We start from the raw sequence: 26,555 nt of genomic DNA, 5'->3' as shown, positions 1-26,555 counted from the left end.
ATTGTTTCTGATATTGTTTTCGCAAAGCTATAGCAATCCTAAATCAGGGAGCAGGTCAAAGTTGCAGAACAAATGAACTATGTAGCATCAGAGCAAGCTTAAACCCATGAGGGGGCTAGAGATTTAGTACAAATGTTCTGCATAAGTGACATGGTCCCCTGTAGCCAGGCTATTGATTGGTGCTTTTGAATAAAATCAGCTGACCACTGACGGCTGACGGCTGAATGCTTACGATTTCCAAATAGATCATAAAAACCAATGCTGATTGATCGTAAACCAAACAATCTTCCCATCAAGACAATGCTAAATAGGGAGACAGCAATGCTATCTCCCTATGTAAAACTAGGATTTAAAACAATGCTTTAAAAAACTCTAGTTAGGCATCATTTAAAGCAGCAATTCCAGGTAAAACCTTGCCTTCGAGTAACTCAAGGCTGGCACCACCACCGGTGGAAATGTGGCTCATTTGGTCAGCAACACCAACTTTTTCGACGGCAGCTACTGAGTCACCACCACCAATGATGGTAGATGCACCTGTCTTGGTCAGCTCAGCCATAGAGTTTGCGATCGCTTCTGTCCCCTTAGCGAACTGATCAAACTCAAACACTCCCATCGGACCATTCCAGATTACAGTTTTGCAATCTGCCAAAGCCTCCTGAAACACCTTCACAGAATCTGGACCAATATCCAAACCCATCCAGCCATCAGGAATAGCTTCAATACTGACAGTCTGGGAATTAGCATCAGGGGCAAAATTATCTGCGATGACCACATCGGTGGGCAACAGCAATTCTACACCGCGCTCTTTTGCCTTAGCTTCTAGAGATTTCGCCAAATCCAGCTTATCGTCTTCCACCAGGGACTTACCCACACTCATACCACGGGCCTTGTAGAAGGTAAAAATCATCCCACCGCCAATTAGCAGTTTATCGACCTTTTCGAGTAGAGTGTCAATCACCCCAATCTTACTGGACACCTTAGAGCCACCAATAATTGCAGCTAGAGGCTTTTCAGGATTTTCTACAGCGTTTTGTAAATACTGCAGTTCCTTCTCAATCAAGTACCCAGCTACAGAAGGACTCAGGTAATGGGTGACTCCCTCAGTAGAGGCATGAGCCCGGTGGGCTGTGCCAAAAGCATCATTGACATACAAATCAGCAAGGGATGCCAACTGTTTGGTGAATTCTGGGTCATTCTTTTCCTCTCCAGCGTGGAAGCGGAGATTTTCCAGTAAAGCCACCTGACCATTTTCCAAAGCACCAACTTGGGCAGCCACCTCGTCTCCAACACAGTCTTTACACATGGTCACTGGTTGACCCAGCAGTTCTGAAAGACGCTCAGCAACGGGGGTTAGACGCAAGCTTTCCTTCACTTGTCCCTTGGGTCGTCCCAAGTGGCTACACAGGATTACCTTTGCCCCTTTCTTAAGTAAATCTTGAACAGTGGGTAAAGCAGCACGAATGCGAGTATCATCGGTGATGGTGCCATTGTCATCCAGGGGTACATTCAGGTCTGCTCTGACCAATACCGTTTTTCCGGCTAAATCTGATTCACTTAAATTGGCTACACTTTTCTTGGACACAGTATTAATCTCCTAATTGCTATTGCCTGCTAATCCCTGACTATCAGCCGTGTTGCCGGATGATTTGACCTCAGAGAGTTCGCTGTACATTAACTGGTAAGTCACCAGCTGAATGACCAGGACAAAAGGTATTCTTTTGTTAAGACCGTTCACATTTTACCGGAGTCCGGATCCTGGAGGAAATCTGTGATATGTTCAATACCGTTGTATTTCCAATTGACTCAAGTCGAGAAAGCCGTGAAGCTGCTGAGGTTGTTGGGAACATAGTGAAAAAGTACAGCAGCAATCTATATCTGCTGTCAGTGGTTGAAAAACCTGACCCTGGCCAGGCTACAGCAGCTGCTCCCGAGGCAATGACATCCCCTGAGGCAGTAAAAGAACTGCTTAACGGTGCCAAAGCATTATTTGCTCAGGAAGGCATTGAAGCCAAAACCGTGGAGCGGGAAGGAAAGCCTGCCTTCGTGATCTGCGATGTGGCTGACGAAATTGGGGCAAATTTAATTGTGATGGGCTCTCGGGGGCCAGGCTTGACAGAGGAAGGTATACCTAATAGCGTGGCCGATCGAGTGATTAATTTGTCCCCTTGCCCAGTATTGATTGTCCCATAAGTTGTGCTTAGTCATTGGTTCACTAAAATTGCTTGCCCGTTAATTGTCAATTGTCAATGGTCAATTTTCAATTAACGAATGACCAATGACTAATGACCAATGACTAATGGCTAATGACTAATGACTAATGGCTAATGACTAATGACAATCCAGTGGTATCCCGGACACATTGCCAAAGCCGAGCGAGAACTCAAGGAACAGTTGAAGCGAGTGGATGTGGTATTAGAGGTGCGGGATGCTCGGATTCCCCTCTCGACCAATCATCCTCAAACCGACCAGTGGGTGGGTAATAAAACTCGGGTGTTAGTGATCAACCGGGTGGATATGATTGACCCAAGGATGCGCCAACTTTGGGAATCGTGGTTTCAAAAGCAAGGGGATATCCCCTATTTCACTAATGCTCAACAGGGTAAGGGTATCCGCGCTGTGGCTAAAGCAGCCCAGACAGCTGGGGAGGAAATCAATCGACGTAGGCGCTCACGGGGAATGCGACCTCGTCCTGTCCGAGCTGTGGTAATTGGATTTCCCAATGTCGGTAAATCTGCTTTAATTAATCGACTTTTGGGACGTCGTGTGGTAGAGAGTGCTCGTCGTCCCGGTGTGACACGCCAATTGCGTTGGATACGTATTTCTGACCAACTTGAACTACTTGATGCTCCTGGTGTTATTCCTGCCAAGTTAAACAATCAGCAGCAGGCGCTCAAGTTAGCTATCTGTGATGACATTGGTGAAGCATCTTACGACAACCAACGGGTAGCAACAGCACTGGTTGCATTCCTGAAAGATTTAGATAAGATGAAGGAGTACACTCTTTTATTAAAGTCTTCTTTAGAAAAGCGGTACCAACTAGACCCAAACCCATTGACCGCTGAAGATTACTTACATGGTTTAGCCGACTATCGCTATCAGGGAAACATCGAACGTACAGCGCGGCAACTATTGGGGGATTTTCGTAAGGGTTTACTCGGAGCAATTGCATTGGAAGTACCACCAGAAGTACTACCCTAAGTACCACCAATGTAATTGCTTAGCATCTACAGCATCTACACAAGTACAATTACAAGCGCGATTCTACTAGTGAGTACTAGCTAGTGAGCGTCGCACAGAGCGAGTAGCACAGCGGGAGTCGTAGAGCGCGAGCCTAAGTTCCCTGTGGATATCTTTTTCTATAAATCTGATAATTATAGTCTGATTGAACCAATATTGTCAATATTTATTGAAAAATCAAGATCAGAACTTAAGCCAGGAAGGGACTTGAGGAGCTAACCCTAACTTAAGACAGATGACTTGAGCTAATTAGCGTAACCAACTTCAGTAATATTGCCGAGGGAAAAGTTTTTCAATCAGTCCTATAATCAATATTGAGCACCGAAACAGCTGATGCAGGGCTTACGCAAGAACTCTACAGGTGGTGTTAACAGTTACCCTTTAACCCATACAGGTAGTGTGTCGATGGCTGAATTGCGTAAGCTCTGTTTACCTGTATTAATATATACTGCTATAAGCATCAATATTTCTTAACAAGAGTTTGTATTTGTTTAAATTTGAAGGTTGGCAGGTTGAAGGTTGGCAGGTTGAAGGTTGAAGGTTGAAGGTTGAAGGTTGAAGGTTGAAGGTTGAAGGTTGAAGGTTGAAGGTTGAAGGTTGTCTTGATTAGGCTTCTTGTCAATGTATTGTCTTGATGCAAAGCGCGAGTGGGGGAAACCCTCTCATTAAGGCGCTGCATTGCTTTCGTGATAGTGTTTTTCTCAATTATTCTGTGCTGATCGGAAGTTCCCGGATCTGAAGTTACCGACAAATGCGGCAAAGTCTATTGTGCCATTTGTTCCAAAATTATCCTAAAATCAGCCAAGATACCAGGCAAATTCTCTGGATTCAGCACAGGGACATGAACAAAGATACAAGAAGTATTGAGGTGATGCTCTCCAAGATACTTCAACACTTCGTAATAGAGTCCTTCGCAGACAAATTTACCAGCATCATGGCTAATCTCACATCCACTCAAGGCAGCTATTAGTTGCTCTAAGTTCACTGGGGTTTGAAGGCAGGCATCTTCACGAGTAGCACAGGATTCCACAGTTAATTTGTGCCGCTTACTCGCCATTCCACAACAAATAATCCCATCGGGTTGTATTTGATCAATTGTGGCAATTACCTGAGCACTAGCTTCGGCAATATCGACGGGCAACTGTCTTAGAAAAGTCAGGGAAGCAGATAAATCATTGGTTTGAGCAATTTTCCCTAATAAATCATCAGAGGAGTTAGATACCTGATCGGGTAACCAGGTTTGAAAGGATGTCAAGAGGATTTTTTTGTTCATCCAACAGAACCAATTAGAATAAAAAGAGCTTCAATAGTTCAATGTAAGGGAAAGCAGGTTAATGCCAGTAATTGCGGTTGTAGACTACGACATGGGGAACCTGCACTCTGCCTGTAAAGGGTTACAGAAAGCTGGTGCAACTACCAAAGTGACAGATTTAGCAGCAGATATAGAACAGGCGGATGCGGTGGTACTACCGGGAGTGGGGGCGTTTGACCCAGCGATACAACATTTGCGATCGCGTAACCTGGAGCAACCGATTAAACAAGCCATTGCCAGCGGTAAACCCTTTTTAGGTATTTGTCTAGGTTTACAAATTCTGTTTGAGGCAAGTGAAGAAGGCACAGAACCTGGATTAGGGATTGTGCCTGGGACAGTGCGGCGCTTTCGTCGAGAACCAAGTATTACGATTCCCCATATGGGTTGGAACCAGCTAGAGTTTACTCAACCGGATTGTACCCTTTGGCAGCATTTATCAGGCAATCCGCGAGTCTATTTTGTCCATTCTTATTATGTTGACCCAGTTGACCCTATGATTCGAGCCGCAACTACTACTCATGGGAGTCAAACCGTGACGGCTGCGATCGCTTACAATAATGTCGTAGCAGTACAGTTTCACCCGGAAAAGTCTTCTACTACAGGACTGCAAATTTTGTCTAATTTCGTGGCTCAGGTCAAGAGTTACTGCCATGATCGTACACTTGTCACCAAAGCCTGAAAATTATTCTTATTCTAAAATTATGCTACTACTACTGATGTAATCAGCACGCTCCCCACTGTCCTGTGTTTGGATGAGAATTTACGGCAATCGCCAACTGAAAACTTTGCCAGGACAAATTACCCGCCCGACACCAGCACGGGTGCGGGAGGCAGTATTTAATATTTGGCAAGGCAGTGTAGGGAATTGCCGATGGCTGGATTTATGTGCTGGTAGTGGTTCAATGGGGGCTGAGGCTCTGTGTCGGGGAGCTGCTTTGGTGGTAGGGATTGACAAATGGGCAAAAGCTTGTTCAATTATTCGTCAGAACTGGCAACAGATGGCTCAGCCGCAGCAAGAATTTCGGGTGTTGCAAGGGGATGTGGTCAGGCGATTGAAAACCTTGGCTCCTCAGCAGTTTGACCACATTTATTTTGACCCCCCCTACGCTAGTGATTTGTACCAGCCAGTGTTAGATGCGATCGCTCAATACCAGCTCCTCGACACCCATGGTGAGTTAGCTGTTGAGCATAGCTCTAACTACTGGCAACCAAAACCAATCCCCAATTTAGAAATTTGTCGCCAGAAGGTCTATGGCAATACTGCCTTGACCTTCTATTGCCCATTGGTTTAGGTCAGGGGTTTGGTAATGGTCAGTGGTTGATCAGCTCTGGGAAGGAAAAACTAACCCCCAAGTTGATTACCCCGTTGGTATTGCATATAGGCAGCAAAAAACAGTCCCAATAGAGTAACAGGTATTAAGCCAAGGACAATCCCAACAAGCAACGGTTCTACCACACTAAGTCTCCTAATTAAGTTTTTTTACCTGTTTCTCATATTACTAGCTCTGATCAACCTTAGGGTGCTGCTGGTGGTGAAACAGTTATTTATCAACCATCCTGAGTTCCATGGGTTGAGATTGCTCAGTCACACTCAGGAGGTTCTGACCTCATGACCTAAGCCCTGACTTGGGTTGAATACTTTTACCTATATCCCAGCTTATATACCAAAATGTATACCATCGATCTATTCCGCTAGTATCAGGTATATGGTTAAGACATAGTGTAGCATATAATACAAATACACGACAAGATCTTGATTAATGACTCCATAAATTTTAAGCTATGTTTATAAACAAAAATAATACTTAGTCTAAGTATTTACTTATCATTGCTTAACACAACTTAATCAATGGTTCAGTTTTATCGAGATTACAAGCGCTTTATTGATAGTCAACTTGACAGGAGACCCATTGGAAAACCAGCTTGTCCAACCTAGAGTTCTAGTGCGGCGAGTCACCTTGATAGTACTAGTCGCTTTGCTTGCTATAAGTCTTAGCCTGATCGGAATTCCCATGATGCAGGATTGGGATCCTTATGTACAAAAGGTTTTGTCCCTCAACGGTGATCCAGTCCGAGGTGATGCCATTTTTCAAATCAACTGTGCCGGGTGTCATGGAGCCAAAGGGGATGGTCATGTAGGACCAAGTCTAGTGAGTATCTCTAAGAGAAAGTCTGACGTGAGTCTGATTCAGCAAGTGATTAGTGGTAGAACACCACCAATGCCTAAGTTTCAACCTCAAACTAGAGATATGGCAGACCTGTTGAGTTACCTGGAACAATTGTAACTAAAGGTTGAAGGTTGAAGGTTGAAGGTTGAAGGTTGAAGGTTGAAGGTTGAAGGTTGAAGGTTGAAGGTTGAAGGTTGAAGGTTGAAGGTTGAAGGTTGAAGGTTGAAGGTTGAAGGTTGAAGGTTGAAGGTTGAAGGTTGAAGGTTGAAGGTTGAAGGTTGAAGGTTGAAGGTTGAAGGTTGAAGGTTGAAGGTTGAAGGTTGAATAAAAAATATGCCAGTTAACTGTTGCTTGACTTATAGCATTTTTGGCGTTGCTAATTGATTTTTGATTTAGCGATCACTAACTTGAAGTTATACCTGAATTCAGCAACGCCCATCGCTTTTGCTATCAATTAAGTTTCACATCTCAAATTCGAATTATATATTATAGCTAGTCAACGGATAGCTAGTCAACGGGGTGCAACTTGTTTTCCTTCCTGAATTTGCTCAGTGGGATGCAAGATGACTATTTCTCCTTCTCGAAGTCCTTGTTGAATCACTGCTTCAAGATTACTGCGCTGACTAATTATAATCTGACGTTTCTTCGCTTGGTTGTTTTCCACCACAAACGTACACCAAGTCTGGAAGTTGGAGCGCTGGATACTCCCTTGATGATCTGAAAATTGGTTACTTCCCTGTGTTCCCCCTGTTGCAGACACGGACAAATCATCCCTATTTTGTGCAATCGGGTCCAAGGAGCTATTTTGTTGTGAGTCGCAGCGGAAAATGGCACTTAAGGGAACGACTAGCACATCTGAGCTTTCCCAAACTACAATCCGTGTTTCTACTCGGTAGCGATCACCTAAAGGAATTGGGGAATCTACAAAATTAGCGATCGCATTCACTCGCTGTTCTTCTACCCCAAGAGCTGAAATTTTGGTAAAACCTGAGGGTTCGACGTACTTCACCTGAGCGTTTAGGGTGCGCTCTCCCCCCCAATGTTCAATGAACATTTTTGCTCCTGGCTTGACTTTGACCGCATCAGTAGAAAGCAAATCAACGACAATCTCTAGGTCGGCAGGATTTCCTAGTTCCAACAGGGGAGTTCCGGCTTCTACATATCGAGCACTTTCTTCTAGGACTCGTAGGACATAACCATCAATTGGGGAATGAATTTCGGCACGGGCTGCTTCATCGGCTAGCTTGGCAAGTTCAGCTTGAACACTGGCAATGCGAGCATTGTAGACATCAAGTAAATAGTCAGGGTCTCTCTGTTCGGCTTGGAGAATGGCACGGGCTTCTTTGGCTGCTACTACTTCAGCGGCCACACTGTCCACTTCCCGTCGTGCTGCTTCTAATTCCCTCTGGCAGGTAGTTTCTAACAATTGAGCTGTTTCGAGGTCTTTACGAGAGATTGCGCCATCAATGTATAACTGTTGGGAGCGTTGGCGATCGCGTTTTGCTTGCTCTAGTGCTGCTAATGCTTGCTGGACCCGAGCTTGAGCTTCTTGCTGTTGGGCTGCTGCTGACCGGATCCGGGCTTGAGCCTGGAATAAAGCTTCTGGTTTTGGTCGCTTGGTTGCTACCCCATCACGCTCTGCTTGCCATTGCCTTAGCCGTGCTTGAGCTTCTCGGACGTCTGCATCTAGAGGAAGGCGGTCAATTTGGGCAATTATTGCCCCTTGTTTAATTTTATCTCCTTCATCTAGTTTAATCCTCGCCAGCCGACCGGCAACAGGAGCTGAAACTACGAAGCGGGAGCGGATACGGGTCTTTCCCTCTCCATCCACTGTTACTTGCAAACTACTGCGTTTAACTTCGGCTAGATCAACCCGAATCGGTGCAGGACGAAATGCTAGGACAACTACTGTGATGATGCCAACTCCAACCATAAGGTAAGTTAGCCGTTGAGGAAGGTGCTTCATGAAGTGTCTAAAATCGCGGAATTGATTTTGCGATCGCAACAGTATTTAATTACTACTATTTAATTACTACTATTTAATTACTGCTATTACTTTTTTACTGTTCCATAGCTTGTGTTAGTTACGGGTGCATCTCCTAAAAGCTGTTTGACCTGATGGTGCGTTACGGGGCGGGCTGTTTCAACCAGGAACGAAGAGGCGGAAAATCAGGGCTAGCCCGCCCCTAACGCACCCTACGCAACATTTCTAAAAGTGAGATGCACCCTTAGTTACAACATGCAAACTAAGCTGAATACAAAGGAATCAGCAGGCTCCGCACTGATGTAACTATCACCATGTTGATGCTTATTCCCTGGTTTTCAAAACAGCGATTAAGTCCAGACGATTCAGCTTTCTGCGGATAATTAACCCAGAACATAATGCTGCTACTATTACGATAACAAATGTAAAAGCATAGGTATCTTTAGTAATAATTAAGGGAAAACGGTAAAGTTCAGAATTATAGGCAACAGACATTAAAGCAGCTAAACCGTATCCGAGTCCAAAACCAATTGGAAGGGCGAGTAGGGTAAGAATAACTTGTTCACCTAGGAGAATAAAGGCAATTTCAGCACGAGTGAATCCCATAATCCTGAGACTGGCTAATTCTCGTCCTCTTTCTGATAGGGCAATCCGTGCTGAGTTATAGACTACGCTGAAGGTAATAATGCAGGCAAAAATTACTAGTACTGCTGTGAAGACTCGCAGAAGTTTAGCACTAATTTCCTCAAAGCTTTCTAGGTTGGCTTCACGGGTGGCAATACCGGTAATGGCCGGTAGACGTTTGAGGCGATAGTAAAGCTGACTAGCAAGGTGAGGATCAACGGAGAGGTAAGCACCAGAAATAGTTTGTCCTTCTCGCATCAGTCGGTTGAGGGCATGGATATCCATATATGCTGAGACACCGAAGAGTTCATCCACCAAGCCGACTACAGGAACTTGACGCACGGGACGGCTTCCTTCCAGGACTTCCACGGTTAGGGTATCTCCAGGAGTAACACCTAGGATTTCGGCTAGTTTGGTAGTCATGACAACTCCGTCTGGGGGTAGATGCACGGTGTACCAATTCTTGTCTAGCAGACGGCGGAATTCTCCGGCTGGGTCGATTCCAGTTAAAGCACTGCGATAGGTATGATGGTCAAAGCGTAAACGTACTGGTACGATGCGGAATGGTTCGGAACGAATCACTCCTGGTAAGTGAGTGATTTCGTAACGGGTACGTGCGGGACGGGGTTGATTAAAGATAATGGTGAGATCTTCCCGTTGTACTTGGCGGAATTGAAAATCCATCAGGTATGTCAGTGCATCTCCGATGTACAACCCAGTCAGGAGAATTGCTACAGCAACAGCTATTCCCATAATGGATAGGAAGGCTTGGATGGGCTTGCGTTCCAAATTACGGAGGATAATACCACCGGCAGGGGATAAAAACTGCTGTAGACCTAGCCGTTCAATAATGATAGGTTTGAATTGAGCTGGGGGTTCGGGACGCATGGCTTGGGCTGGAGGAAGGGAAATTGCCCGACGTACCGCCATTAGTCCACCAATTGCTGCTGCGGTAAAGCTGACTAAGATGGCGGTGGCGACTAAGTCTGAGCTGACGTCATAGCGTAGTAGGGGAAAGCGAAAAAATTCAGCATAAAGTTGGGTTAGTCCATTGCCGAGCCAAAGACCAACTAGGGTGCCAAGGATACCTCCTACACTGACAATGGCAAGGACAAATTTAAGATAATGGATACCGATGGTTAGGTTACTGTAACCAAAGGCTTTGAGCACAGCAATTTGCTCCCGTTGGGTTCCGATTAGGCGAGAGAGGACAACATGCAGTAGGAAAGATGCGATCGCTAAAAAAATCGAAGGCATAAAAGTAGCAGAGACTTCCAAACTGCTGAGTTCATCTGCTAGAATTTGATGGGATAGCTGATCTTCCCTTCCATAAGCACCTAACCCACCGTAGCGTTCCAGTAATCGATCCAAACGGCTAATAATTTCCCTTTCTTGAGCCCCTGGAATTAAGGAAAGGCTGACATCGTTAAAGGCACCATCAAGGTCGAAGGCTTTACCCAAGGCTTCCCGACCTATCCAAACCACTCCAAATCGCCGATTATCTGGGAAGATTTCTCCAGCACCTCGCACTTCATAAACGTATTCTGGTGATAGGGCAATTCCTACTATTCGCAATTTTTCCCAACGTCCATTAATAATGGCACCCATGGTATCACCCAAGTTGAGTTGATTGGCTTGGGCGAAGGCTTCACTGACAAGTACTTCATCTCCTCGTCCTGGTTCAATATAGCGACCTTGACGAATAAATAAGTCGTTGAGTTTGGACTTACGACGCTCAGGAATTGAGATTAGTCTTCCTGTGGCTGGTTCTGTTAAACCAGGCACATCAAGGGTGACATCAACCACAATCCGAGTTTGGGTTTGGGCAATACCGGGAATAGCACCAATTTGGGATTTGAGGCTTTCTGGGGCGCGTTTGAGGGAAGCGAAAACTTGGGCAAAATGGTAGCGGTTGTAATATGTGTCTTGGATTAGTCGCAAAGAGCTATAGGCACTCCTGGCTAGGACGAAGCTAGCAATGCCACAGGCTACTACTAATGCGATCGCAATCACCTGACCTCGTAATTGCCATAGGTCACGTAAGAGTTTACGGTCTAGGGAATTCATGGAAGTCTAAGACCAACCGAAAATGTCAGGAACAGGCAAGATGCCCATTCTACAGGTGCGACCCGTGGCGAATTTAATTCTTAATACGGAAAGCGCACCTAAAAACTCTTAAAATCATTCCATTATTAAGCAACGCTCGATTTTTTATAACTGCTCTTCTTCTGTATAAAACAAAGCTTCACAAACTAATGTCAAGCCGAACAGACAGCAAACTAAGAAAGTTGTTAATAATATTGCTATCATAGCTCAACTCCTTGGGAAGTCTTTTACTTTGTGACTCCCTCTAGTTCTTTTATACCTCCGGTTTTCTATCGAGCTAGGTAATTTGATTCAATTCTTAATATACTCAATCGTTGACTTACCACTCTAAATCCTCAGGAGCAATCTTAGTCTGATTACCATGTACACTAATAATCTCACCACTACGCATGGTAATCACCCGATCTGCCATAGCCGCAATTCCAGCATTGTGAGTAATTACAGCAGTAGTTGTTCCCAATTCCTGATTGACTCGCTCCAATACATTCAATACTAGCTTACCGGTCTGAAAGTCTAACGCTCCGGTTGGTTCATCACATAGGAGCACTTGAGGACGTTTGGCAATAGCACGAGCGATCGCAACCCGTTGTTGTTCACCCCCAGATAATTGAGCCGGAAAATGGTTAAGGCGATGGTCGAGTCCCACTAGTCCCAAAGCTTCCCGAGGACGCATCGGACGAGGAGCAATTTCCGTCACCAGAGCAACATTTTCCTGAGCCGTCAAGCTGGGAATCAAATTGTAGAATTGGAACACAAAACCCACGCACTCCCGACGGAAGCGGGTAAGAGCACGATCATCAGCACTTGATAAATCACGATTATAGAATTTGACTTGTCCGAAGGAGGGAACATCAAGTCCTCCGAGAATATTCAGCAGAGTGGACTTGCCACTTCCAGACGGACCAAGCAATACTACAAATTCTCCTCCATAGAGGTCAATAGTAACTGATTTTAGTGCCTGAACATTCACCTCCCCCATCTGATAGGTTTTAGTCACGTCACGCACTTTGAAAATAGGTTCATTGTTCATATAGCGGTTGGCGACTTTACTAAGTAAATATTTCTAAGTTTTTAGGGAACAGGGAACAGGGAACAGGGAACAGGGAACAGGGAATAGGGAACAGGGAACAGGGAACAGGGAACAGGGAAAAACTATTTAGCATTCAATATAAGTGATTTATTATTGCCAATTGAAAAATTTAATCAATATTTTTTGTTCAATTTTGATAATCAAAATATCTGCAAATTGCTATAATTCATGATTGATTATTTCAAGAGTAATGACTAGATATAAATCCTAAATAAATTGTGACAATTATTGTCTACTATTCCCGATTCCCGATTCCCGATTCCCGATTCCCGATTCCCGATTCCCGATTCCCGATTCCCGATTCCCGATTCCCGATTCCCGATTCCGCTGTTCCCTGTTCCCTTTACTAGAGCAATTAAATCAATTAAATTGCTGAGCATAAAACCGAGCATAACGACCACCTTTTTCTAACAGTACTTCATGGTTTCCCGATTCAACAATTCGTCCTTGTTCTACTACCAGAATCCGATCAGCACGGCGCACTGTTGCTAATCGGTGAGCAATAATAAAAACAGTGCGGTCTTTCATAATCCGTTCTAAGGCTTCTTGTACTAAGGCTTCTGATTCTGAGTCTAAAGCGGAGGTAGCTTCATCGAGAATCAAGATTCTAGGATCGAGCAGTACCGCTCGTGCGATCGCAATCCGTTGTCGTTGCCCTCCCGATAAATTAATTCCCCTCTCCCCTACCCAAGTGTGATATCCTTGGGATAGTTTAATAATGAATTGGTGAGCATTGGCAATCTTAGCCGCTTCCTGAACAGCTTTAAAGTCAGGTTTTAATTGACCAAAGGCAATATTCTGAGCAATAGTACCTGAAAAGAGAGTGGTATCCTGGGGAACAATGCCAATCTGACGCCGTAGACTATTGAGGGTAATATCTTGAATATTGATCCCATCAATCAGGATTTCCCCAGATTGTGGATCATAGAAGCGGGGCAGGAGATTAACCAAAGTAGTTTTACCAGCACCCGAAGCGCCGACTAATGCGATCGCATCTCCCGGAGCAATTTCTAAATTCAAATTTCTCAGTACAGGCTCACCAGGTTGATAAGCAAAGCTGACATTACAGTATTCCACCCTACCCGTCGCTGGGGGTAAAACTATAGCGCTTGGCTTTTCCATTACCGTTGGCTCAAGGGCAAATAGTTCAAAGATGCGGTCTATGGATGCTTCTCCCTGTTTGAACTCATTATAGTTTTGGGTTAAGATGTTGATCGGATCAATCAACATGGCAACACCGATACCGTAGCTTACAAACTTGGAAGCCGTGAGGTTACCCTCAGCAATTTGCCATGCTCCCAACAATAATAGTAATAAGAAGCACAACGCTTCTAGAAAACCAACTATGGGAAACTGAATTGCTCTGAGGCGTTCAGCAGCATACTTGGCTTTGCGGTTGTTTTCCGCTTCTTGGCTAAATTTTTCGAGGGTATGGTCTTCTGCGGCAAAAGCTTGGATTAATCGAATCCCGCTAAACACTTCCGTCAGCATTGCGGACAAATCCGATATCCGATTTTGGCTGCGATGGGAGAATTTCCGGATCTGTTCCCCAAACCAACCAATCAACAAGCCCATCAATGGTGCAATAATTACTATGGCTAAGGTCAGTTCTGGATTAATATAGATGACAGCAGTTAGTACTACAATCAGTTGCAAGACACAAGGAATAAAATCACGAACAATTTTGTAAATCACCTCCCCAATCCGATCGAGATCTTCGGTGAGTCGGTAGGTAAGGTCACCAGTTCTAGCAGCTTCAAAGTAACCAATACTGAGGCGCTGCAAATGGTTAAAAACGTTTTGGCGTAAATGGAGGGCAATCTGTAGTGAAGCTTTTGCTGATAGGGTATATAAACAGTACTGCGCTATTTTCTGGGTCAGAAATACAACAGCAGCTAACCCAGCTAGCTGAAGACTCCTGACCAGTTTTCCCTGTCCGACCACAGCAAAAAAGGGCTCAGATAGCCAAAGGAGTAGGGGCCAGCAGACGGTGAATACTAATGTACAAACCAATGTCTGAGCCAGAGTTAAGCGTTGGGAACGAAGGTAAGGTCGCAGTTGCCAGTAACTAGAGTGAGGTTTCAAGTGTCAATCGGGAGAATGATGGCTTCTGTTTTAACCTATCACTTACGGTTAGCTGATGGTGACAAGCACCCCATTGGCCTGAGATGGTTCAAACCATGGCTCAAACAGTTGGGAATGAAAAACCTTAGTTGGTGGGCATTGGTGGCTAGGCTTCGTTGGAAGTGGTTTGGGATTTGCCCAGCAATGCCCACCCTACAGACTTCCCAAAATGCGATTGACCGTTCGCGCAGCGTCGGGCAAAGCCCGTGCATGTCACGCTTCGCGATTGGCCGTAGGCCACGCTTCGCGAACGCACTACGTTCTCTGTGACCATGACCATTATTGTGATATGCTGATCATTGGTTGGTATTCAAAGTCAGAACTACTGTGGCCTTAAAAATAATAATTTTATCTGTCTTCGAGCTTCAAGCCCCAAAAAGCATTTCACTCTCAGGTAACTCAGGATGTGATTAAACCACTGCACAAGACCATAGAAGCATTTAACACCAGATAATATGGATTTCCCAGGTTTAATAAATTTGGGCGTTATCAATCATTTTTATTGCCCCAGTTCAAGACCAGTCCCATTCAAGGCAATCCGATTACGCAAAAGTTGATTGGGCTAGTTAACATAACTTGGAATAGCTCTATTCCCTTTGGTTTCAAAATAAAGCGATGCAGAGGTGCGACCCGTGGCGAATTTCATTCTTAATGCGGAAAACGCACCATTACGGTCTTGGGGGTTCCCCCCACTCGCTATTGCCGTGGTTTCCCCCACTCGCTATTGCATCAAGACAGGAAATCAGAGTTGTGTCTAGGTTCAGGGCACCAAAGAGGATATCAAATGCATGTGATCAGCTATCGACGTTTGCGGGAATTTAGTGAAAAACACGCTGATTGCCATGATGCTCTCGATAACTGGTATAAGATTGCCAATCAGGCTACTTGGTCTAACTTAGTTGAGGTACAATCAGTTTTTAGAAAAGCTGAAGCAGTAGGAAATTTTACAGTTTTTAATATTAAGGGGAATAAGTACCGCTTAATTGTAAGTATAGATTATGAAAAGCATTTAATTTACATCAAGTATATTCTGAATCACGCAGAATACGACTATAATAACTGGAAGAATGACCCTTACTTTTAATCAAAAGCCATACAAAAAACTGTTAATTAAATATCAACCTAAAATGATTAAAACAGAAGAAGAGAATGAAAAAGCTTTAGCTTTTGTAGAAGAGTTGATGCACCGACCTAAACGAACACCAGAAGAAGATGAAATTTATGAATTGCTGATTACATTAATTGAAAAATTTGAACAAGACTATTACTCACCAGGGATTAGATCTGAGCCTCAGTCTATGTTACTTTTTTTAATGGATCAAAAAGACATAAAACCAGCGGATTTAGTGGGAATTATTGGCTCTAAAAAAACCGTTGATGACATCGTTAATGGAAAGCGAGAAATTAGCAAATATCAAGCCAAAACCTTGGGAGTTTTTTTTCAAGTTGATTCCAGTTTGTTTATGTGAAAAGCGCTCACCAATTGCTAAAACTTCATTTCGATTCGATGTATAGAGTTTTCCATACTTATCAGGTACACAGGAGTTTTTAACTATTACCTATTCCCTGTTCCATAAAATCATAAAATTATCTAGCTCAGCCAATGGCTTTCCTTAAAAACCCATAGCTAGTAATGCTGGGCGGAAGTTAAAATTCAAAATTATTGCATACTTATTATATAAGTGTTTCGCTCTTTTTGAAAGGTATCTTTATTTCCGCCGTGCCTTACTAGGGGGTTGCTAAACTAAGGAATGATCTTAAGTAATGATATTAAGTATAGTTGGGTCAGTTACCGATTACTTATTACCCATTCCCCATTACCTATTACCTTAAGTCTCACTCAATACCCAATTCACTAAAGTACGAACTGGAAAGCCAGTCGCACCAGAATTATTACAACCATTTTCTTTATCAGTCCAAACTGTTCCAGCAATATCGATATGTACCCAAGGCGTTTCCTTAACAAATTGCTTCAAGAACAAGGCTGCCGTAATCGAACCAGCTGCACGGGGTCCAGTATTTTTGAAATCAGCAATTTGAGACTTTAATCCCTCAAAGTACTTCTCTTCCATGGGCATCTGCCATAATTTTTCACCAGCCGCTTCTGCCGCATCTTTAAACTGTTGCGCTATTGTTTCATCAGTGGTCCATAAACCAGCAATATCATTTCCCAATGCTACAACACAGGCACCAGTCAAGGTAGCTAAATCTGCGATCGCATCCACCTCTAATTTTTCCGCAAACACTAAAGCATCTGCTAGGGTTAGTCTTCCTTCGGCATCCGTATTATTGACCTCAATCGTCTTACCATTAGAAGCAGTAAGAATATCCCCTGGGTGCATGGCATGACCACTAATCATATTTTCCGTGGCCGCACTGATAAAGTGAACCTCGACATCCGGCTTCAACTGGCCAATTGCCTTAGCAGTCCCCAAGGTAGCCGCCGCCCCCCCCATATCCATTTTCATAGTCTCGATGCCACTACCAGCACCTTTAAGATTCAAGCCACCGGAGTCAAAGGTTAAGCCCTTACCCACAATCGCTAATTTGCGTTTTGGAGTACCATCAGGTTTATAGGTCATATGAATAAACTTGGGAGGCAGATCTGAGGCTTTGGCAACCCCAAGAAAAGCACCCATTCCCAGTTCTTCACAGGCTTCCCTGTCCAAGATTTCCAGGGAAAAACCATACTCTGAGGCCAGCTCCTCTGCTGTCTGAGCCAAACTAATTGGTGTCACCTCATTAGCTGGTGCTGCTACCAACTCTCGTGCCAAAATTACACCTTCACAGATTTTCTGAGCCTTATCAATCCCTGCTTCTTGCCCAGCCAATGCCAGTAAATCAATCTGTTCCAGCTTTGCGCCCTTATCCTCGGATTCCGACTTAAAGCGATTGTCTTGGTGTAGAGCCAGGATTATCCCCTCAGTGATCCCTTGTGCCGTTGCTATGGGGTCATCATTAACCACCGGTAAGCTAATTCCAAGAGTTGTAATCTTTTGCTGTTTCGCAGTCCGGGCAATTGTGGCACTTCCACGGCGCAGTGTATCTAAGCTCAGGTCATCAGCTTTACCCAATCCTACCAGGATAATTTTACGGATTGGGCTACCGGATCCGACACGGGTGACAGCAGAACTACTAGTGCTACCCTTAAATTCTGTTTCCTCGATCAATTCTGTAATCGTACCAGTCAGTTTCTGATCCAACTCGGCTAAATCACCAGTCAGGTCTACAGCATCCTCAAATAACCCAATGGCTAAAGCATCACCAGTCCAGTCTAACCTTAGTGTATCGGTTCCGCGAATTTCCATATTTTTTTCTGTCTAGGTAATTACAATGAATAGTTTTTGAACCAATACCATAACAAATATTGACTGGTAATGGGGTGAGGGGGTGTGGCGGTTAGTTAGTGTAAAGATTGTTGAAATTTTATCTGACGATTAACGAAAAAAACATTCTATCTGTGTTATATTTAGAATTGATAATCATAAACTATCAATAAACTTGTTCCGGATCGAGACGTTTATGGCTCAAAATATCGAGTCAGTTAACACACAAAAAGTAAATCCTCGACAACGCTATACGAAACTAAACATTTTTGTCGAGGTCTTACTGGCTTGACGAGGTAAGCCAAACTAGAAAGAAGTGTTCTATTGACTTAAGCGATGCTTGATTGTAGAGCCACTTGAGGAATATTTCCCCTTAATTGCTGATTTCTGGTTTCCATCCTATGCCTCTGCTCGACCCCAACCGTTCTTATAGCTTCAGTGAAATAGCCAAACTCAAAACTCCGACGGATGAAATCTTGGCAGAATATGGCTATTCACTAGAACGTACCTTATTGGATTTGCGGCAATATCAGGGTGAGTTAGATCGATTGCAGGAGCGCCAATCACGCCTCGAAGAAATCTTACCTTACCTGGATCTGAGCAACGAACAATCCCGGCGGGAGATGTTAATTGCACCTGTGATGGCAGATTTAATTCACTACACAAGGGCGCAATTGCGAATTGAGTATTCAATCAAGGTCAGCAATCAGCTTCAAGGCGCGTTGGACTATTTGCTGAGGACAACGACTAATCTGTTAGTAGTTGAGGCAAAGCAAGAGGATCTTACCAATGGTTTCACTCAGATGGCAGTCGAACTGATCGCTCTCGATCAGTGGGAGAAATGCGCATCGGTTGAGCAACAGCCACAACTATTTGGAGCCGTTTCAACTGGAACAATCTGGCAGTTTGGTATTCTGCACCGTCAAGATAAATTAATCACCCAACAATTGACTCTCTACCGGGTACCAACGGATTTAGAACCCTTAACCAGAATTCTGATCGCAGCGCTCTCTAGCAGTAATTGAGTAAGAGAGTCACTGCTCTATTGTTGAGCAACTTGAGGAATATTTCCCCTTAAACCAGTCATCAACTTCAAAGCATAAATCTTGACTGGACGAATCCGGCGCAGCATCCATAACCCGAGACGGCGTATCGCCACTATTGGTAACCAGTTGTTGGAAAACATCCGATCTAGGGTATCGGTAAACCCTAAGATGACAAGATTCTCTTGCTTGCGCCAGTTTTCATAGCGCTTAAGAACCTCTATGGCTCCAATATCTTCCCCTGCTTGGTGTGCTTCAGTCAAGACTTGGGCAAGGGCAGCAGCATCGCGAATCCCAAGGTTTAGTCCTTGACCACCGACAGGATGGCAGCAATGGGCAGCATCACCAATTAGTGCTAATCTTGACTGAATATAGCGATCGCTCTGCATCAACTGCACTGGAAACAAATAGCGATCGCATTCCAACTCCAAGCGACCCAACAGACCACCAGTGTAGTATTCCAGCTTAGCGAGAAACTGATCTTCGTCTAGTTCTTTTAAAGCTTTGGCTTCAGCATGGGGTGCTGTCCACACCACCTGGCAGCGATTCTCTGATAAGGGCAGCACCCCCATCGGACCACTAGGCCAGAAGCGTTCAAAAGCCGTATTATTATGGGGCTTTTCAGTTTTAATCCGGGCAGTCACACAAGATTGCCAGTATTTCCAGCCACGAGTCGTAATCCTAGCCCTAGTCCGAATTTGCGATCGCGCTCCATCAGCCGCCACCAAGAGCCTTGTCCTGATTCGATGCTGAGTATCACCCTCCTTGACAGTAATCTCCACCCCAGACTCCTGATAGTCTACATCCACTACTTCTGCTGGACACAGCCAGTCAACATTGGGGCAATCTGTCAAAAATTCTTGCAACGACGTTAGCACCGGACGGTGTTCTCCCACATACCCTAGGGCGTTGGTACCTAAATCTGAAGGGGAAAAATTTACCACACCGGAATGGTTAGCATCGGAAAGCTTGATCTGCCGAAATGTGCTAATCTGCGGCAGGATTTTATCCCAAACCCCAATACCTGCGAAAATACGCCCTGAGAGGATAGACAAGGCATAGGCTTGTATCCTGGCAGCTGCCACTGACTTCGGTTTAGCTTCTATGAGTAATACGCTCAACCCAGAATGTTTCAACGCACAGGCCAGGGTAGAACCAGTAATGCCACCACCCACAATGGCTAGGTCGTAATCAAAACTTTGATGGGTTGCTGAGGTAGTTTGAATCAGCAGTTCCAGCGCCATAACTATAGTCGTAAATGTCTCGGTAAATAGTAATATATACTCTTTTTCATTGTGACGCTTTTAGATCAACCCATCAACTGATCCAATTTTGCTCAACCTGGAAACACACGACTTAACTCTAGGCACAAATCTCCAAGACCAGGAATGGTAACCGTTTCATTGGGCAACACCACCCGTTTGACCCGATAGCCGAAATTTCTTTGAGTATCTTGATAGGGCTGAGTATAGCACTCTAGTTGACCAGCCACCAGGTTAACAATCCAGTAATCCTGAACTTGGTTTTCTGAATATAAAGATAGCTTTACGGTCTGGTCATACTCCAGGGTTGAATCTGACACCTCAATAACCAGCAATATATCCTTTGGATAAGGGTGATTTGGCAAGTAGTCATCTGCCTGACCCCATGCGATCGCAACATCCGGTTCCGGTTCACTGTCGTTGGATAGGATGATTGGTTCCTGTCCCCTTACTACCCCACGGTCGCCTACTAGTCTGTCCAACTCTCGCCATAACTTAGTGTTGCAAACCGAGTGGGAGGTACCCTTCGCCACCATTTGTATTAACTCTCCCCGAATCAACTCCACCCGGTCATCTTCTGTTAGAAAACCATTATCAATCAAGCGATGATAGTCAGCTAGGCTAAAGCGCTTAGTTTTGATCAGGGTCATGATAACTTAACTTTAAAAACACAGCTTAATTGTATGAGGAGTTATTCTTTTACAATTTATCAACCCATGCCTCTAGTGCCTTGATTTTTTCATTCCAAGTTATGGTTTAACTCACCCCAATATCAATTAATTCAATATTCCCTATTTTATCATAAAATAGGCTTTAATTTTCAGCTTCTGGTAACCAATCCTGATCTAAGGCCAATTCAAGAGAATAGGGGCAAGCCTCTGGGAAAACCGAAACAGGCATTCCGGTTTGCTGGGCTGCCTTACGGCGAGCCCGCTGATAGCTTTGTTCCAGCTGCTGGGCTGGATAGCTCCTGAGACTCGGACTATCTTCAATGCGTCAGTAATCGAATCCAGCCAGCTATCCGAGCGACGCTGATGCTGGTATTGCCACTTGAGCAAATGTAACAGCAGGCGAATCAATTGGCTATTGACACTCCCCGCCCTGGAAGGACGGGGATTCTTGCTTCAACGGGGTGACTTGTTTAACCAGGCCGGAGCCAGAAAAAATAGAGGTCTCCTCTTCACAAGCGTACTTGGTCTATGACCCAGGTTTCGGTGTGCCCCACCGTACCTAATCTAGTTAACAAGTTAGATAAACTTTTTCTTGATCTTATGATGTTTTCGTAGATATCCAAATCGTTAGATTTGATTATGCAATAGGCTTATCTCTTAGCTTATTTTTTACATCATCTACTTATTTTAAGATCATGTTTATCTAGAACATTATTTTTTTTTATTCATCTATATTAACACGATGCGAGAAAACCGTCAAGTCTTAATTTAAAAAAAAGCCGTCCTATAAGGACGGGGCGCGATTACCCAAATTTTTTGGTAATTCCCCGCCTTTCACTCTTGCCCAAGTCTTCAACCTCCTCAATCAGATTTTCTAAGTCAATCTCTTGCCAACGACCTTCTCGCAACAGCTGTGCTGTTTGTTGTGTCCAGTAATTAAAGTCTTTTGTGTATGCTTTTTCCACAAGTATCTCTCCCTTTCTATACCCAATTGAGTTTTAAAATTACCCAAAATCTCTCTATAGTTGATTAACTGTTGGGGTGCATCTCAATGCATGCAAAAACACTCAGGATAATAGAATGCTAAGATCATGTTATTACAATTCCCCTTAATAAAAATATCCCCCATCTCCCTATCTCCCTATCTCCCTATCTCCCCACCCTCCCCACACTTCCCACACTCCCCACACTTACTTTACTCATAGATTTACGAGTTTGAGATGCACCCAACTCTTGCCTCTTGGCTCTTGCCTTTGATTAATCCAATCTATTTTGATTTGGGTTTAATGCCATAACAAAGAGTGCGATCGCTTTCATCGATTTCAGCATTGTGCTTGAGATAATCCCCTACCCAATCACAAGCCCGACTCAGAAGGTCATTGAAATCTAAACTTATATCCATATTCCACATAATCACATTGCCACTGGAGTCAGATGAAGCCAGGATTTTGCCATCGGGACTGAAACTGAGGCTAAAAACGCCATCATTATGTCCAATCAGAGTTTCAATTTCTTGCCCCTTCAAATTCCAGAGTTTAACCGTTTTGTCACCACTAGCCGAAGCAATCATCTTGCCATCTGGGCTGAAACTAACGCTAAACACCTTACCCTGATGCCCTTTGAGAGTTCGGATTTCTTTACCGTCTCTACTCCAAAGTTTAACCGTTTCGTCCTCACTACCAGAGACAAGCATCTGACTGTCGGGACTAAAACTGACACTCCAGATCACATCATCATGACCTTTGAGGATAGTAGGAGTTAAGCAAAAAGGCAAAAAATTTGTGTTATGGTCTGATCCAACTGCTGCTTTTAAGTTTGCTGCTTTTAATTTTGCTGATTTTAATTCACCATTACATAAATTTCCCCGACTCCAAAGCTTGATAGTATTATCATCACTACCAGCAGCAATCATCAGACCATCGGGACTAAAATTAACACTTCTAACCGCAGCCCTAAGCTTTTTCAAGTTTTGGCTTTCTCTTCCTTTAAAACTCCAAAGCTTGACAGCTTGATCCCAACTGCCAGATACAATAGTCTGACTGTCAGGGCTGAAACTAACGCTAAAGACTCGAGCCCGATGCCCCTGGAGTGTTTGGATTTTTTTACCATCCTTACTCCAAAGTCTAACCGTACTATCCCGGCTACCCGTAGCAATAGTTTTGCCATCCGGGCTAAAACTAACACTAAAAACTGCATCCCTGTGGTTTTCTAGAACATTTGGAGTCAAACAAAAATCCAGCACATTGATAGTTTTACTAGACCTTCTCTCCCCTAATCCTTGCTTGCTACAGGTATAATCTAAATGCCATAGTTTAGCAGTTTTATCTTCACTAGCACTAGCCAAGGTTTTGCCATCTGGGCTAAAACTAACACTCCAGACATTACTCCTATGACCCTTGAAGGTGCGAGGTGTTTTGGCATCTAAGCGCCAGAGTTTAATCGTTTTATCTTCACTAGCACTAGCCAGAGTCTTGCCATCTGGGCTAAAGCTAAGGTCATAAGCCCCAGCCTGATGCCCTCGCAAGGTTTGGAGTTCCGAGCCATCAAGGCTCCAGAGTTTAACGCTTTTATCCCGACTAGCAGAGGCGAGGGTTTTGCCATCCGGGCTGAACCTGACGCTTCTGACTCCAGCTAATTTCTTTGGAAAAGTCTTCAGTTCCCGACCATCAAGGCTCCAGAGTTTGATAGTCTTATCCTCACTAGCAGAAGCAATCATCTTGCCTTGGGGTGAGAAACTGACGCTATAAACCTCAGCCTTATGCCCCTTGAACGTTGCCATACTTCTGCCGTCCAGGTGCCAGAGTTTGATAGTGTTGTTACTTCCAGCAGAAGCCAGAATTTTGCCATCCGGACTAAAGCTGATGCTGCGATATCCAGCCGCAATCCCCTCAAACGTTTGGAGTTGCTTGCCATTGAGGCTCCACAGCTTGACAGTATTATCGTTACTAGCCGTAGCCAGCATCCTGCCATCGGGACTGAAACTGACGCTCCGCACTCCACGCTGATGTCCTTTAAACGTTTTGAGGTTTTTCCCGTCTAAGCTCCACAGTTTGACCGTCTTATCCTGACTAGCTGTAGCAATAGTCTTGCCATCTGGGCTGAAACTCACATTCCAAACGGTACCGTTATGTCCCTTCAAGGTTTGGAGTGCCTTACCGTTGCGGCTCCAAAGTTTGACAGTATGGTCTTTACTAGCAGAAGCAATCAGATTACCGTCAGGGCTAAAACTAACACTAGTCACCCAACTGTCATGGCCTACCAAACGGTTGTATTCTCTAACCCAAGACACTGCTCCGTGCAATGCTGTCCTAACCAGACTCTCAGTTTCAGGTTTTACACTGCGTCTCTGTTTTTGCAGTTGCCGTGCAGCCCTGATTGCTTCGATCAGGGCATCAAATTCCTGATGTGATTTTCTCAGAGCCAGTGAATATCGACTCAGAGCATTAATGTGACCAACGCTTACCGTTTCTGCTCGTTTCCATTGCATGAAAGCAACCAAGCCAAAGCCAACAGCTGCTGCAAATGCTGCACTCATCAAAGTAAGGGACAACCGTAAGATGACTAATCGACGCTTTTCCTGTTTTCTCAAAATCGATATGGCATCCCGACTTTTAGCAATATATTCCTTGTGTAAAGATGTCGCAGTCGGCTGTTTATCATTGGTCTCGGCATCAAGCAACCATTGTTGGGCAATAGAAAATTCGCTGCCACGCAACAGCAAATCTGTATCTTGGTTAGACTGCTGCCATTCCCTAGCTCGCTGCAACCATTTGGTGTGACTGCGCACATGCTCTCGGTCAGTATCAAGGGTTCTGACCAATTCACTTAAATTGGGATAAAAATCTCCACCATGCCTGTTGAAATCAATCCACTGGATGCTAGCTAATCCAGGATGTAGCATTTTTGCTGGTACCTGTATAGAAAGCACAGTCACAAACCGTTTATTTAATCTCTGAGCATAGTCTACCTCCCCAGCACAATAGGGTGAATTTACCGAAGCAGGGGAAATAATAAATAAGAAATTATCAGACTGTTCAATTCCCCGTTCGATTTCCTTCTCAAAATCACTCCCTGGAGGAATACTTTCTTGGTCAAACCAAGTCGTTTTTCCCTGTAACTGCAATGCCTCATTTAACTTTCTAGCCAAATCTGAATCAGTACGGGAATAAGAAATAAAAACGTCTAGATAAGATTCCGTTGGTTGATTCGTGCTAGCCGCAATAAATTCTTCATGTAATCCTAGTGGTGGATGTTCCAGGCGTTGCCGATTTACGTTCAGCCAGTTTTCGTAATAGTTTAAATTGTGACCCCGCAATAAAATGCTAGAATTGCGGTTTTGGATCAGCCATTTTAGCGCTTTGACTAACAAAAGCTTATGCTCTTCGTAATAGAGAGCATCTTGATTTAATTCTTTTAATAATTGAGCAGCCATGAAGCGGTAGTTTGCTTCATGGTTAGACTTAGTAAAATCCAGGAATTGTAATGAGCGAATTTTCGGTGGTATTTGGTCAATTTCCGTGTCTTCAATCAGTAGGGATATAATCCGTTTATTGTGAGCAAAGGCGTGTTCAAGCTCTTGCTGACAGTATTTTGATTGAATCGAATTGGGTGAAATTAAGTAAATGACATTATCAGCTTCCTCAATTCCTTGGTTGATTGCCGCTTGGAAGTCTATACCGGTTTTAATATCCGTTTCAGGTTTCCAGATTGTGATTCCTTCCCGCATCAGGGTTTTGCCAAGTTTATCCTTTATATCTTGATCTTTATCAGAATAAGATATAAACACTTGGGTCATTAAATTATTGGCATTTTTGATGCTTTCACAAATAAACTCACAATGTAAATCCGTTGGCACACAAGGAGCCTGATCTTTTTGAAACCGTACCTTTAACCAAGATTCAGCTTGAATCCGTTCTGACTGGATTAACAGGTGGTTAGTTTGTTGTTGATTTCTGTCCCACTCCAGAGCTTTAACTAAAAACCGAGTATGCTGTTCTACATAATCAGCATGCTTACGGATAGAATTCATTAATTGTTTAAAGGAGGCTTCAAAATCGTTGATTTTATCTTGGAAATAGATCCAGTTCAGTTTACGGATAATCGTAGGAATTTTCTCCCGAGGGGATTTAACATGCACTAAAGGAATAATGCGTTTATTGTATTTAATAGCCAGTTCAATTTCTTTGAGGCAGTATTTTGAATTAACGGAATGGGGGGAAATGATAAAAATGAAGTTATGAGTTCTCTCAATGCCATTATCAATCTGATGCTGCCAATCGACAGCAGGCGGAATGTCCTTCTGGTCAAACCAGACAGTTAAGCCCAATTGTGTTAGTCTACCTTCAAGTTTAGTAGCAAAGGCTTTGCTGTCAGCACGTCCGTAGGAGATAAAGGCATCGAAAAATGTAGTCATTTGTCCAGGGGTCTAAGTGAGGAGATCTACTTAACACTACACTTGTAACACCCTGGATTTCGTAAATCGAGCAAGCTTGAAGAGTTGTGAGAAGGAAATAGGGGTGACGGATGGGTAACGGATGGGTAACGGATATAACGAATGGGGAGCAGGTGAACAATGGTCAGGATTTAGGTGTCACCTCAGATGCTCTGC

Annotated in this window: 24 protein-coding genes and 1 pseudogene; 11 read left to right on the top strand and 14 right to left on the bottom strand. The window is 44.0% G+C overall.

Annotated elements, in window-relative coordinates:
* Positions 1-376: 376 nt before the first annotated feature.
* Positions 377-1,582: a phosphoglycerate kinase gene (locus LYNGBM3L_RS28520; protein ID WP_008189591.1), complete on the bottom strand. Its 1,206-nt coding sequence runs from the start codon at positions 1,580-1,582 to the stop codon at positions 377-379.
* Positions 1,583-1,773: 191 nt separating this feature from the next.
* Here LYNGBM3L_RS28520 and LYNGBM3L_RS28515 point away from each other — a divergent pair, with 191 nt between their 5' ends.
* Both LYNGBM3L_RS28515 and ylqF read left to right on the top strand, forming a co-directional pair.
* Positions 1,774-2,190 (top strand): universal stress protein, encoded by a 417-nt coding sequence (locus LYNGBM3L_RS28515; protein WP_008189589.1) that lies wholly within the window; start codon positions 1,774-1,776, stop codon positions 2,188-2,190.
* A 141-nt stretch (positions 2,191-2,331) separates the two neighbouring features.
* Positions 2,332-3,198, top strand: coding sequence for a ribosome biogenesis GTPase YlqF (ylqF, locus tag LYNGBM3L_RS28510; protein WP_008189588.1), 867 nt, complete (start codon positions 2,332-2,334; stop codon positions 3,196-3,198).
* Between the two features lie 499 nt (positions 3,199-3,697).
* Here ylqF and LYNGBM3L_RS44495 read toward each other — a convergent pair whose 3' ends face one another.
* Both LYNGBM3L_RS44495 and LYNGBM3L_RS28500 read right to left on the bottom strand, forming a co-directional pair.
* Positions 3,698-3,916, bottom strand: a complete 219-nt coding sequence (locus tag LYNGBM3L_RS44495; protein WP_044495181.1) for a hypothetical protein — start codon at positions 3,914-3,916, stop codon at positions 3,698-3,700.
* An 84-nt stretch (positions 3,917-4,000) separates the two neighbouring features.
* Positions 4,001-4,510 carry a pyroglutamyl-peptidase I family protein gene (locus LYNGBM3L_RS28500; protein WP_008189586.1) on the bottom strand — a complete coding sequence of 170 codons (510 nt, stop codon included), beginning with the start codon at positions 4,508-4,510 and terminating at the stop codon, positions 4,001-4,003.
* Positions 4,511-4,571: 61 nt separating this feature from the next.
* Between LYNGBM3L_RS28500 and hisH the strand changes: the two genes are divergently transcribed.
* Both hisH and rsmD read left to right on the top strand, forming a co-directional pair.
* Complete coding sequence (hisH, locus tag LYNGBM3L_RS28495; RefSeq protein WP_008189584.1) at positions 4,572-5,228, top strand: imidazole glycerol phosphate synthase subunit HisH; 657 nt, start codon at positions 4,572-4,574, stop codon at positions 5,226-5,228.
* A gap of 73 nt (positions 5,229-5,301) precedes the next feature.
* Entirely contained in the window at positions 5,302-5,841 is a 540-nt protein-coding gene (rsmD, locus tag LYNGBM3L_RS28490) for a 16S rRNA (guanine(966)-N(2))-methyltransferase RsmD (RefSeq protein ID WP_008189583.1), read from the top strand.
* A 50-nt stretch (positions 5,842-5,891) separates the two neighbouring features.
* On the opposite strand, the gene petG is transcribed toward rsmD, so the two are convergent.
* Positions 5,892-6,005, bottom strand: coding sequence for a cytochrome b6-f complex subunit V (gene petG, locus LYNGBM3L_RS37295; protein ID WP_070395274.1), 114 nt, complete (start codon positions 6,003-6,005; stop codon positions 5,892-5,894).
* Positions 6,006-6,459: 454 nt separating this feature from the next.
* Between petG and LYNGBM3L_RS28485 the strand changes: the two genes are divergently transcribed.
* The gene (locus LYNGBM3L_RS28485) at positions 6,460-6,834 is read left to right on the top strand and encodes a c-type cytochrome (protein ID WP_044495179.1); all 375 of its coding nucleotides are present in this window, start codon (positions 6,460-6,462) and stop codon (positions 6,832-6,834) included.
* Positions 6,835-7,228: 394 nt separating this feature from the next.
* Here LYNGBM3L_RS28485 and LYNGBM3L_RS28480 read toward each other — a convergent pair whose 3' ends face one another.
* The 3 genes from LYNGBM3L_RS28480 to LYNGBM3L_RS28470 form a co-directional block, all read right to left on the bottom strand.
* A complete protein-coding gene (locus LYNGBM3L_RS28480) occupies positions 7,229-8,683 on the bottom strand; it encodes an efflux RND transporter periplasmic adaptor subunit (protein ID WP_008189577.1) in 1,455 nt (484 codons plus the stop codon).
* A 342-nt stretch (positions 8,684-9,025) separates the two neighbouring features.
* Positions 9,026-11,392, bottom strand: coding sequence for an ABC transporter permease (locus LYNGBM3L_RS28475; protein WP_008189576.1), 2,367 nt, complete (start codon positions 11,390-11,392; stop codon positions 9,026-9,028).
* A 358-nt stretch (positions 11,393-11,750) separates the two neighbouring features.
* Positions 11,751-12,461 carry an ABC transporter ATP-binding protein gene (locus tag LYNGBM3L_RS28470; RefSeq protein ID WP_008189573.1) on the bottom strand — a complete coding sequence of 237 codons (711 nt, stop codon included), beginning with the start codon at positions 12,459-12,461 and terminating at the stop codon, positions 11,751-11,753.
* 278 nt (positions 12,462-12,739) lie between these two features.
* Between LYNGBM3L_RS28470 and LYNGBM3L_RS49070 the strand changes: the two genes are divergently transcribed.
* Complete coding sequence (locus tag LYNGBM3L_RS49070) at positions 12,740-12,871, top strand: hypothetical protein (protein WP_267872109.1); 132 nt, start codon at positions 12,740-12,742, stop codon at positions 12,869-12,871.
* 10 nt (positions 12,872-12,881) lie between these two features.
* Here LYNGBM3L_RS49070 and LYNGBM3L_RS28465 read toward each other — a convergent pair whose 3' ends face one another.
* Positions 12,882-14,606, bottom strand: coding sequence for an ABC transporter ATP-binding protein (locus LYNGBM3L_RS28465; protein WP_008189569.1), 1,725 nt, complete (start codon positions 14,604-14,606; stop codon positions 12,882-12,884).
* A gap of 15 nt (positions 14,607-14,621) precedes the next feature.
* Between LYNGBM3L_RS28465 and LYNGBM3L_RS28460 the strand changes: the two genes are divergently transcribed.
* The 4 genes from LYNGBM3L_RS28460 to LYNGBM3L_RS39010 all read left to right on the top strand — a co-directional run bounded on the left by LYNGBM3L_RS28460 (position 14,622) and on the right by LYNGBM3L_RS39010 (position 16,114).
* Complete coding sequence (locus LYNGBM3L_RS28460) at positions 14,622-14,915, top strand: hypothetical protein (protein ID WP_229414750.1); 294 nt, start codon at positions 14,622-14,624, stop codon at positions 14,913-14,915.
* Between the two features lie 362 nt (positions 14,916-15,277).
* Positions 15,278-15,403 (top strand): hypothetical protein, encoded by a 126-nt coding sequence (locus tag LYNGBM3L_RS49065; RefSeq protein ID WP_267872108.1) that lies wholly within the window; start codon positions 15,278-15,280, stop codon positions 15,401-15,403.
* Positions 15,404-15,429: 26 nt separating this feature from the next.
* Entirely contained in the window at positions 15,430-15,729 is a 300-nt protein-coding gene (locus LYNGBM3L_RS39015) for a type II toxin-antitoxin system HigB family toxin (RefSeq protein ID WP_008189566.1), read from the top strand.
* On the top strand, positions 15,713-16,114 hold the full coding sequence (locus LYNGBM3L_RS39010) for a helix-turn-helix domain-containing protein (RefSeq protein ID WP_008189565.1): 402 nt from the start codon (positions 15,713-15,715) through the stop codon (positions 16,112-16,114). Before LYNGBM3L_RS39015 ends, LYNGBM3L_RS39010 begins: the two co-directional genes overlap by 17 nt.
* Positions 16,115-16,474: 360 nt before the next feature.
* Here the strand turns inward: LYNGBM3L_RS39010 and LYNGBM3L_RS28445 are convergent, their stop codons facing one another.
* Entirely contained in the window at positions 16,475-17,953 is a 1,479-nt protein-coding gene (locus LYNGBM3L_RS28445; protein WP_008189563.1) for a leucyl aminopeptidase, read from the bottom strand.
* A 419-nt stretch (positions 17,954-18,372) separates the two neighbouring features.
* Here LYNGBM3L_RS28445 and LYNGBM3L_RS28440 point away from each other — a divergent pair, with 419 nt between their 5' ends.
* Positions 18,373-18,996: a hypothetical protein gene (locus LYNGBM3L_RS28440; RefSeq protein WP_008189561.1), complete on the top strand. Its 624-nt coding sequence runs from the start codon at positions 18,373-18,375 to the stop codon at positions 18,994-18,996.
* 17 nt (positions 18,997-19,013) lie between these two features.
* Here LYNGBM3L_RS28440 and LYNGBM3L_RS28435 read toward each other — a convergent pair whose 3' ends face one another.
* The 5 genes and pseudogenes from LYNGBM3L_RS28435 to LYNGBM3L_RS28420 form a co-directional block, all read right to left on the bottom strand.
* Complete coding sequence (locus LYNGBM3L_RS28435) at positions 19,014-20,258, bottom strand: FAD-dependent hydroxylase (protein ID WP_008189560.1); 1,245 nt, start codon at positions 20,256-20,258, stop codon at positions 19,014-19,016.
* A gap of 92 nt (positions 20,259-20,350) precedes the next feature.
* Entirely contained in the window at positions 20,351-20,926 is a 576-nt protein-coding gene (locus LYNGBM3L_RS28430; RefSeq protein WP_008189558.1) for a Uma2 family endonuclease, read from the bottom strand.
* A gap of 163 nt (positions 20,927-21,089) precedes the next feature.
* Positions 21,090-21,364, bottom strand: a pseudogene (locus tag LYNGBM3L_RS49995) (DUF29 domain-containing protein); the annotation flags it as partial.
* A gap of 386 nt (positions 21,365-21,750) precedes the next feature.
* Positions 21,751-21,912, bottom strand: a complete 162-nt coding sequence (locus tag LYNGBM3L_RS37280) for a DUF29 family protein (RefSeq protein ID WP_008189554.1) — start codon at positions 21,910-21,912, stop codon at positions 21,751-21,753.
* 302 nt (positions 21,913-22,214) lie between these two features.
* On the bottom strand, positions 22,215-26,360 hold the full coding sequence (locus LYNGBM3L_RS28420; protein ID WP_008189552.1) for a TIR domain-containing protein: 4,146 nt from the start codon (positions 26,358-26,360) through the stop codon (positions 22,215-22,217).
* Positions 26,361-26,555: the final 195 nt, after the last annotated feature.

The organism is Moorena producens 3L (genome assembly GCF_000211815.1).
In the GTDB taxonomy this organism is placed as follows: domain Bacteria; phylum Cyanobacteriota; class Cyanobacteriia; order Cyanobacteriales; family Coleofasciculaceae; genus Moorena; species Moorena producens.
Note: the sequence above shows the minus strand (reverse complement) of the source record. Positions and strands in the feature narration are given on the sequence as shown.

Excerpts from the sequence above, each read along its gene's own strand:
- LYNGBM3L_RS28515 (WP_008189589.1), top strand. The coding sequence starts at position 1,774 with ATGTTCAATACCGTTGTATTTCCAATTGACTCAAGTCGAGAAAGCCGT.
- ylqF (WP_008189588.1), top strand. The coding sequence starts at position 2,332 with ATGACAATCCAGTGGTATCCCGGACACATTGCCAAAGCCGAGCGAGAA.
- LYNGBM3L_RS44495 (WP_044495181.1), bottom strand. The coding sequence starts at position 3,916 with ATGCAGCGCCTTAATGAGAGGGTTTCCCCCACTCGCGCTTTGCATCAA.
- LYNGBM3L_RS28500 (WP_008189586.1), bottom strand. The coding sequence starts at position 4,510 with ATGAACAAAAAAATCCTCTTGACATCCTTTCAAACCTGGTTACCCGAT.
- hisH (WP_008189584.1), top strand. The coding sequence starts at position 4,572 with ATGCCAGTAATTGCGGTTGTAGACTACGACATGGGGAACCTGCACTCT.
- rsmD (WP_008189583.1), top strand. The coding sequence starts at position 5,302 with ATGAGAATTTACGGCAATCGCCAACTGAAAACTTTGCCAGGACAAATT.
- LYNGBM3L_RS28480 (WP_008189577.1), bottom strand. The coding sequence starts at position 8,683 with ATGAAGCACCTTCCTCAACGGCTAACTTACCTTATGGTTGGAGTTGGC.
- LYNGBM3L_RS28475 (WP_008189576.1), bottom strand. The coding sequence starts at position 11,392 with ATGAATTCCCTAGACCGTAAACTCTTACGTGACCTATGGCAATTACGA.
- LYNGBM3L_RS28470 (WP_008189573.1), bottom strand. The coding sequence starts at position 12,461 with ATGAACAATGAACCTATTTTCAAAGTGCGTGACGTGACTAAAACCTAT.
- LYNGBM3L_RS28460 (WP_229414750.1), top strand. The coding sequence starts at position 14,622 with ATGATGGCTTCTGTTTTAACCTATCACTTACGGTTAGCTGATGGTGAC.
- LYNGBM3L_RS39015 (WP_008189566.1), top strand. The coding sequence starts at position 15,430 with ATGCATGTGATCAGCTATCGACGTTTGCGGGAATTTAGTGAAAAACAC.
- LYNGBM3L_RS39010 (WP_008189565.1), top strand. The coding sequence starts at position 15,713 with ATGACCCTTACTTTTAATCAAAAGCCATACAAAAAACTGTTAATTAAA.
- LYNGBM3L_RS28445 (WP_008189563.1), bottom strand. The coding sequence starts at position 17,953 with ATGGAAATTCGCGGAACCGATACACTAAGGTTAGACTGGACTGGTGAT.
- LYNGBM3L_RS28440 (WP_008189561.1), top strand. The coding sequence starts at position 18,373 with ATGCCTCTGCTCGACCCCAACCGTTCTTATAGCTTCAGTGAAATAGCC.
- LYNGBM3L_RS28435 (WP_008189560.1), bottom strand. The coding sequence starts at position 20,258 with ATGGCGCTGGAACTGCTGATTCAAACTACCTCAGCAACCCATCAAAGT.
- LYNGBM3L_RS28430 (WP_008189558.1), bottom strand. The coding sequence starts at position 20,926 with ATGACCCTGATCAAAACTAAGCGCTTTAGCCTAGCTGACTATCATCGC.
- LYNGBM3L_RS28420 (WP_008189552.1), bottom strand. The coding sequence starts at position 26,360 with ATGACTACATTTTTCGATGCCTTTATCTCCTACGGACGTGCTGACAGC.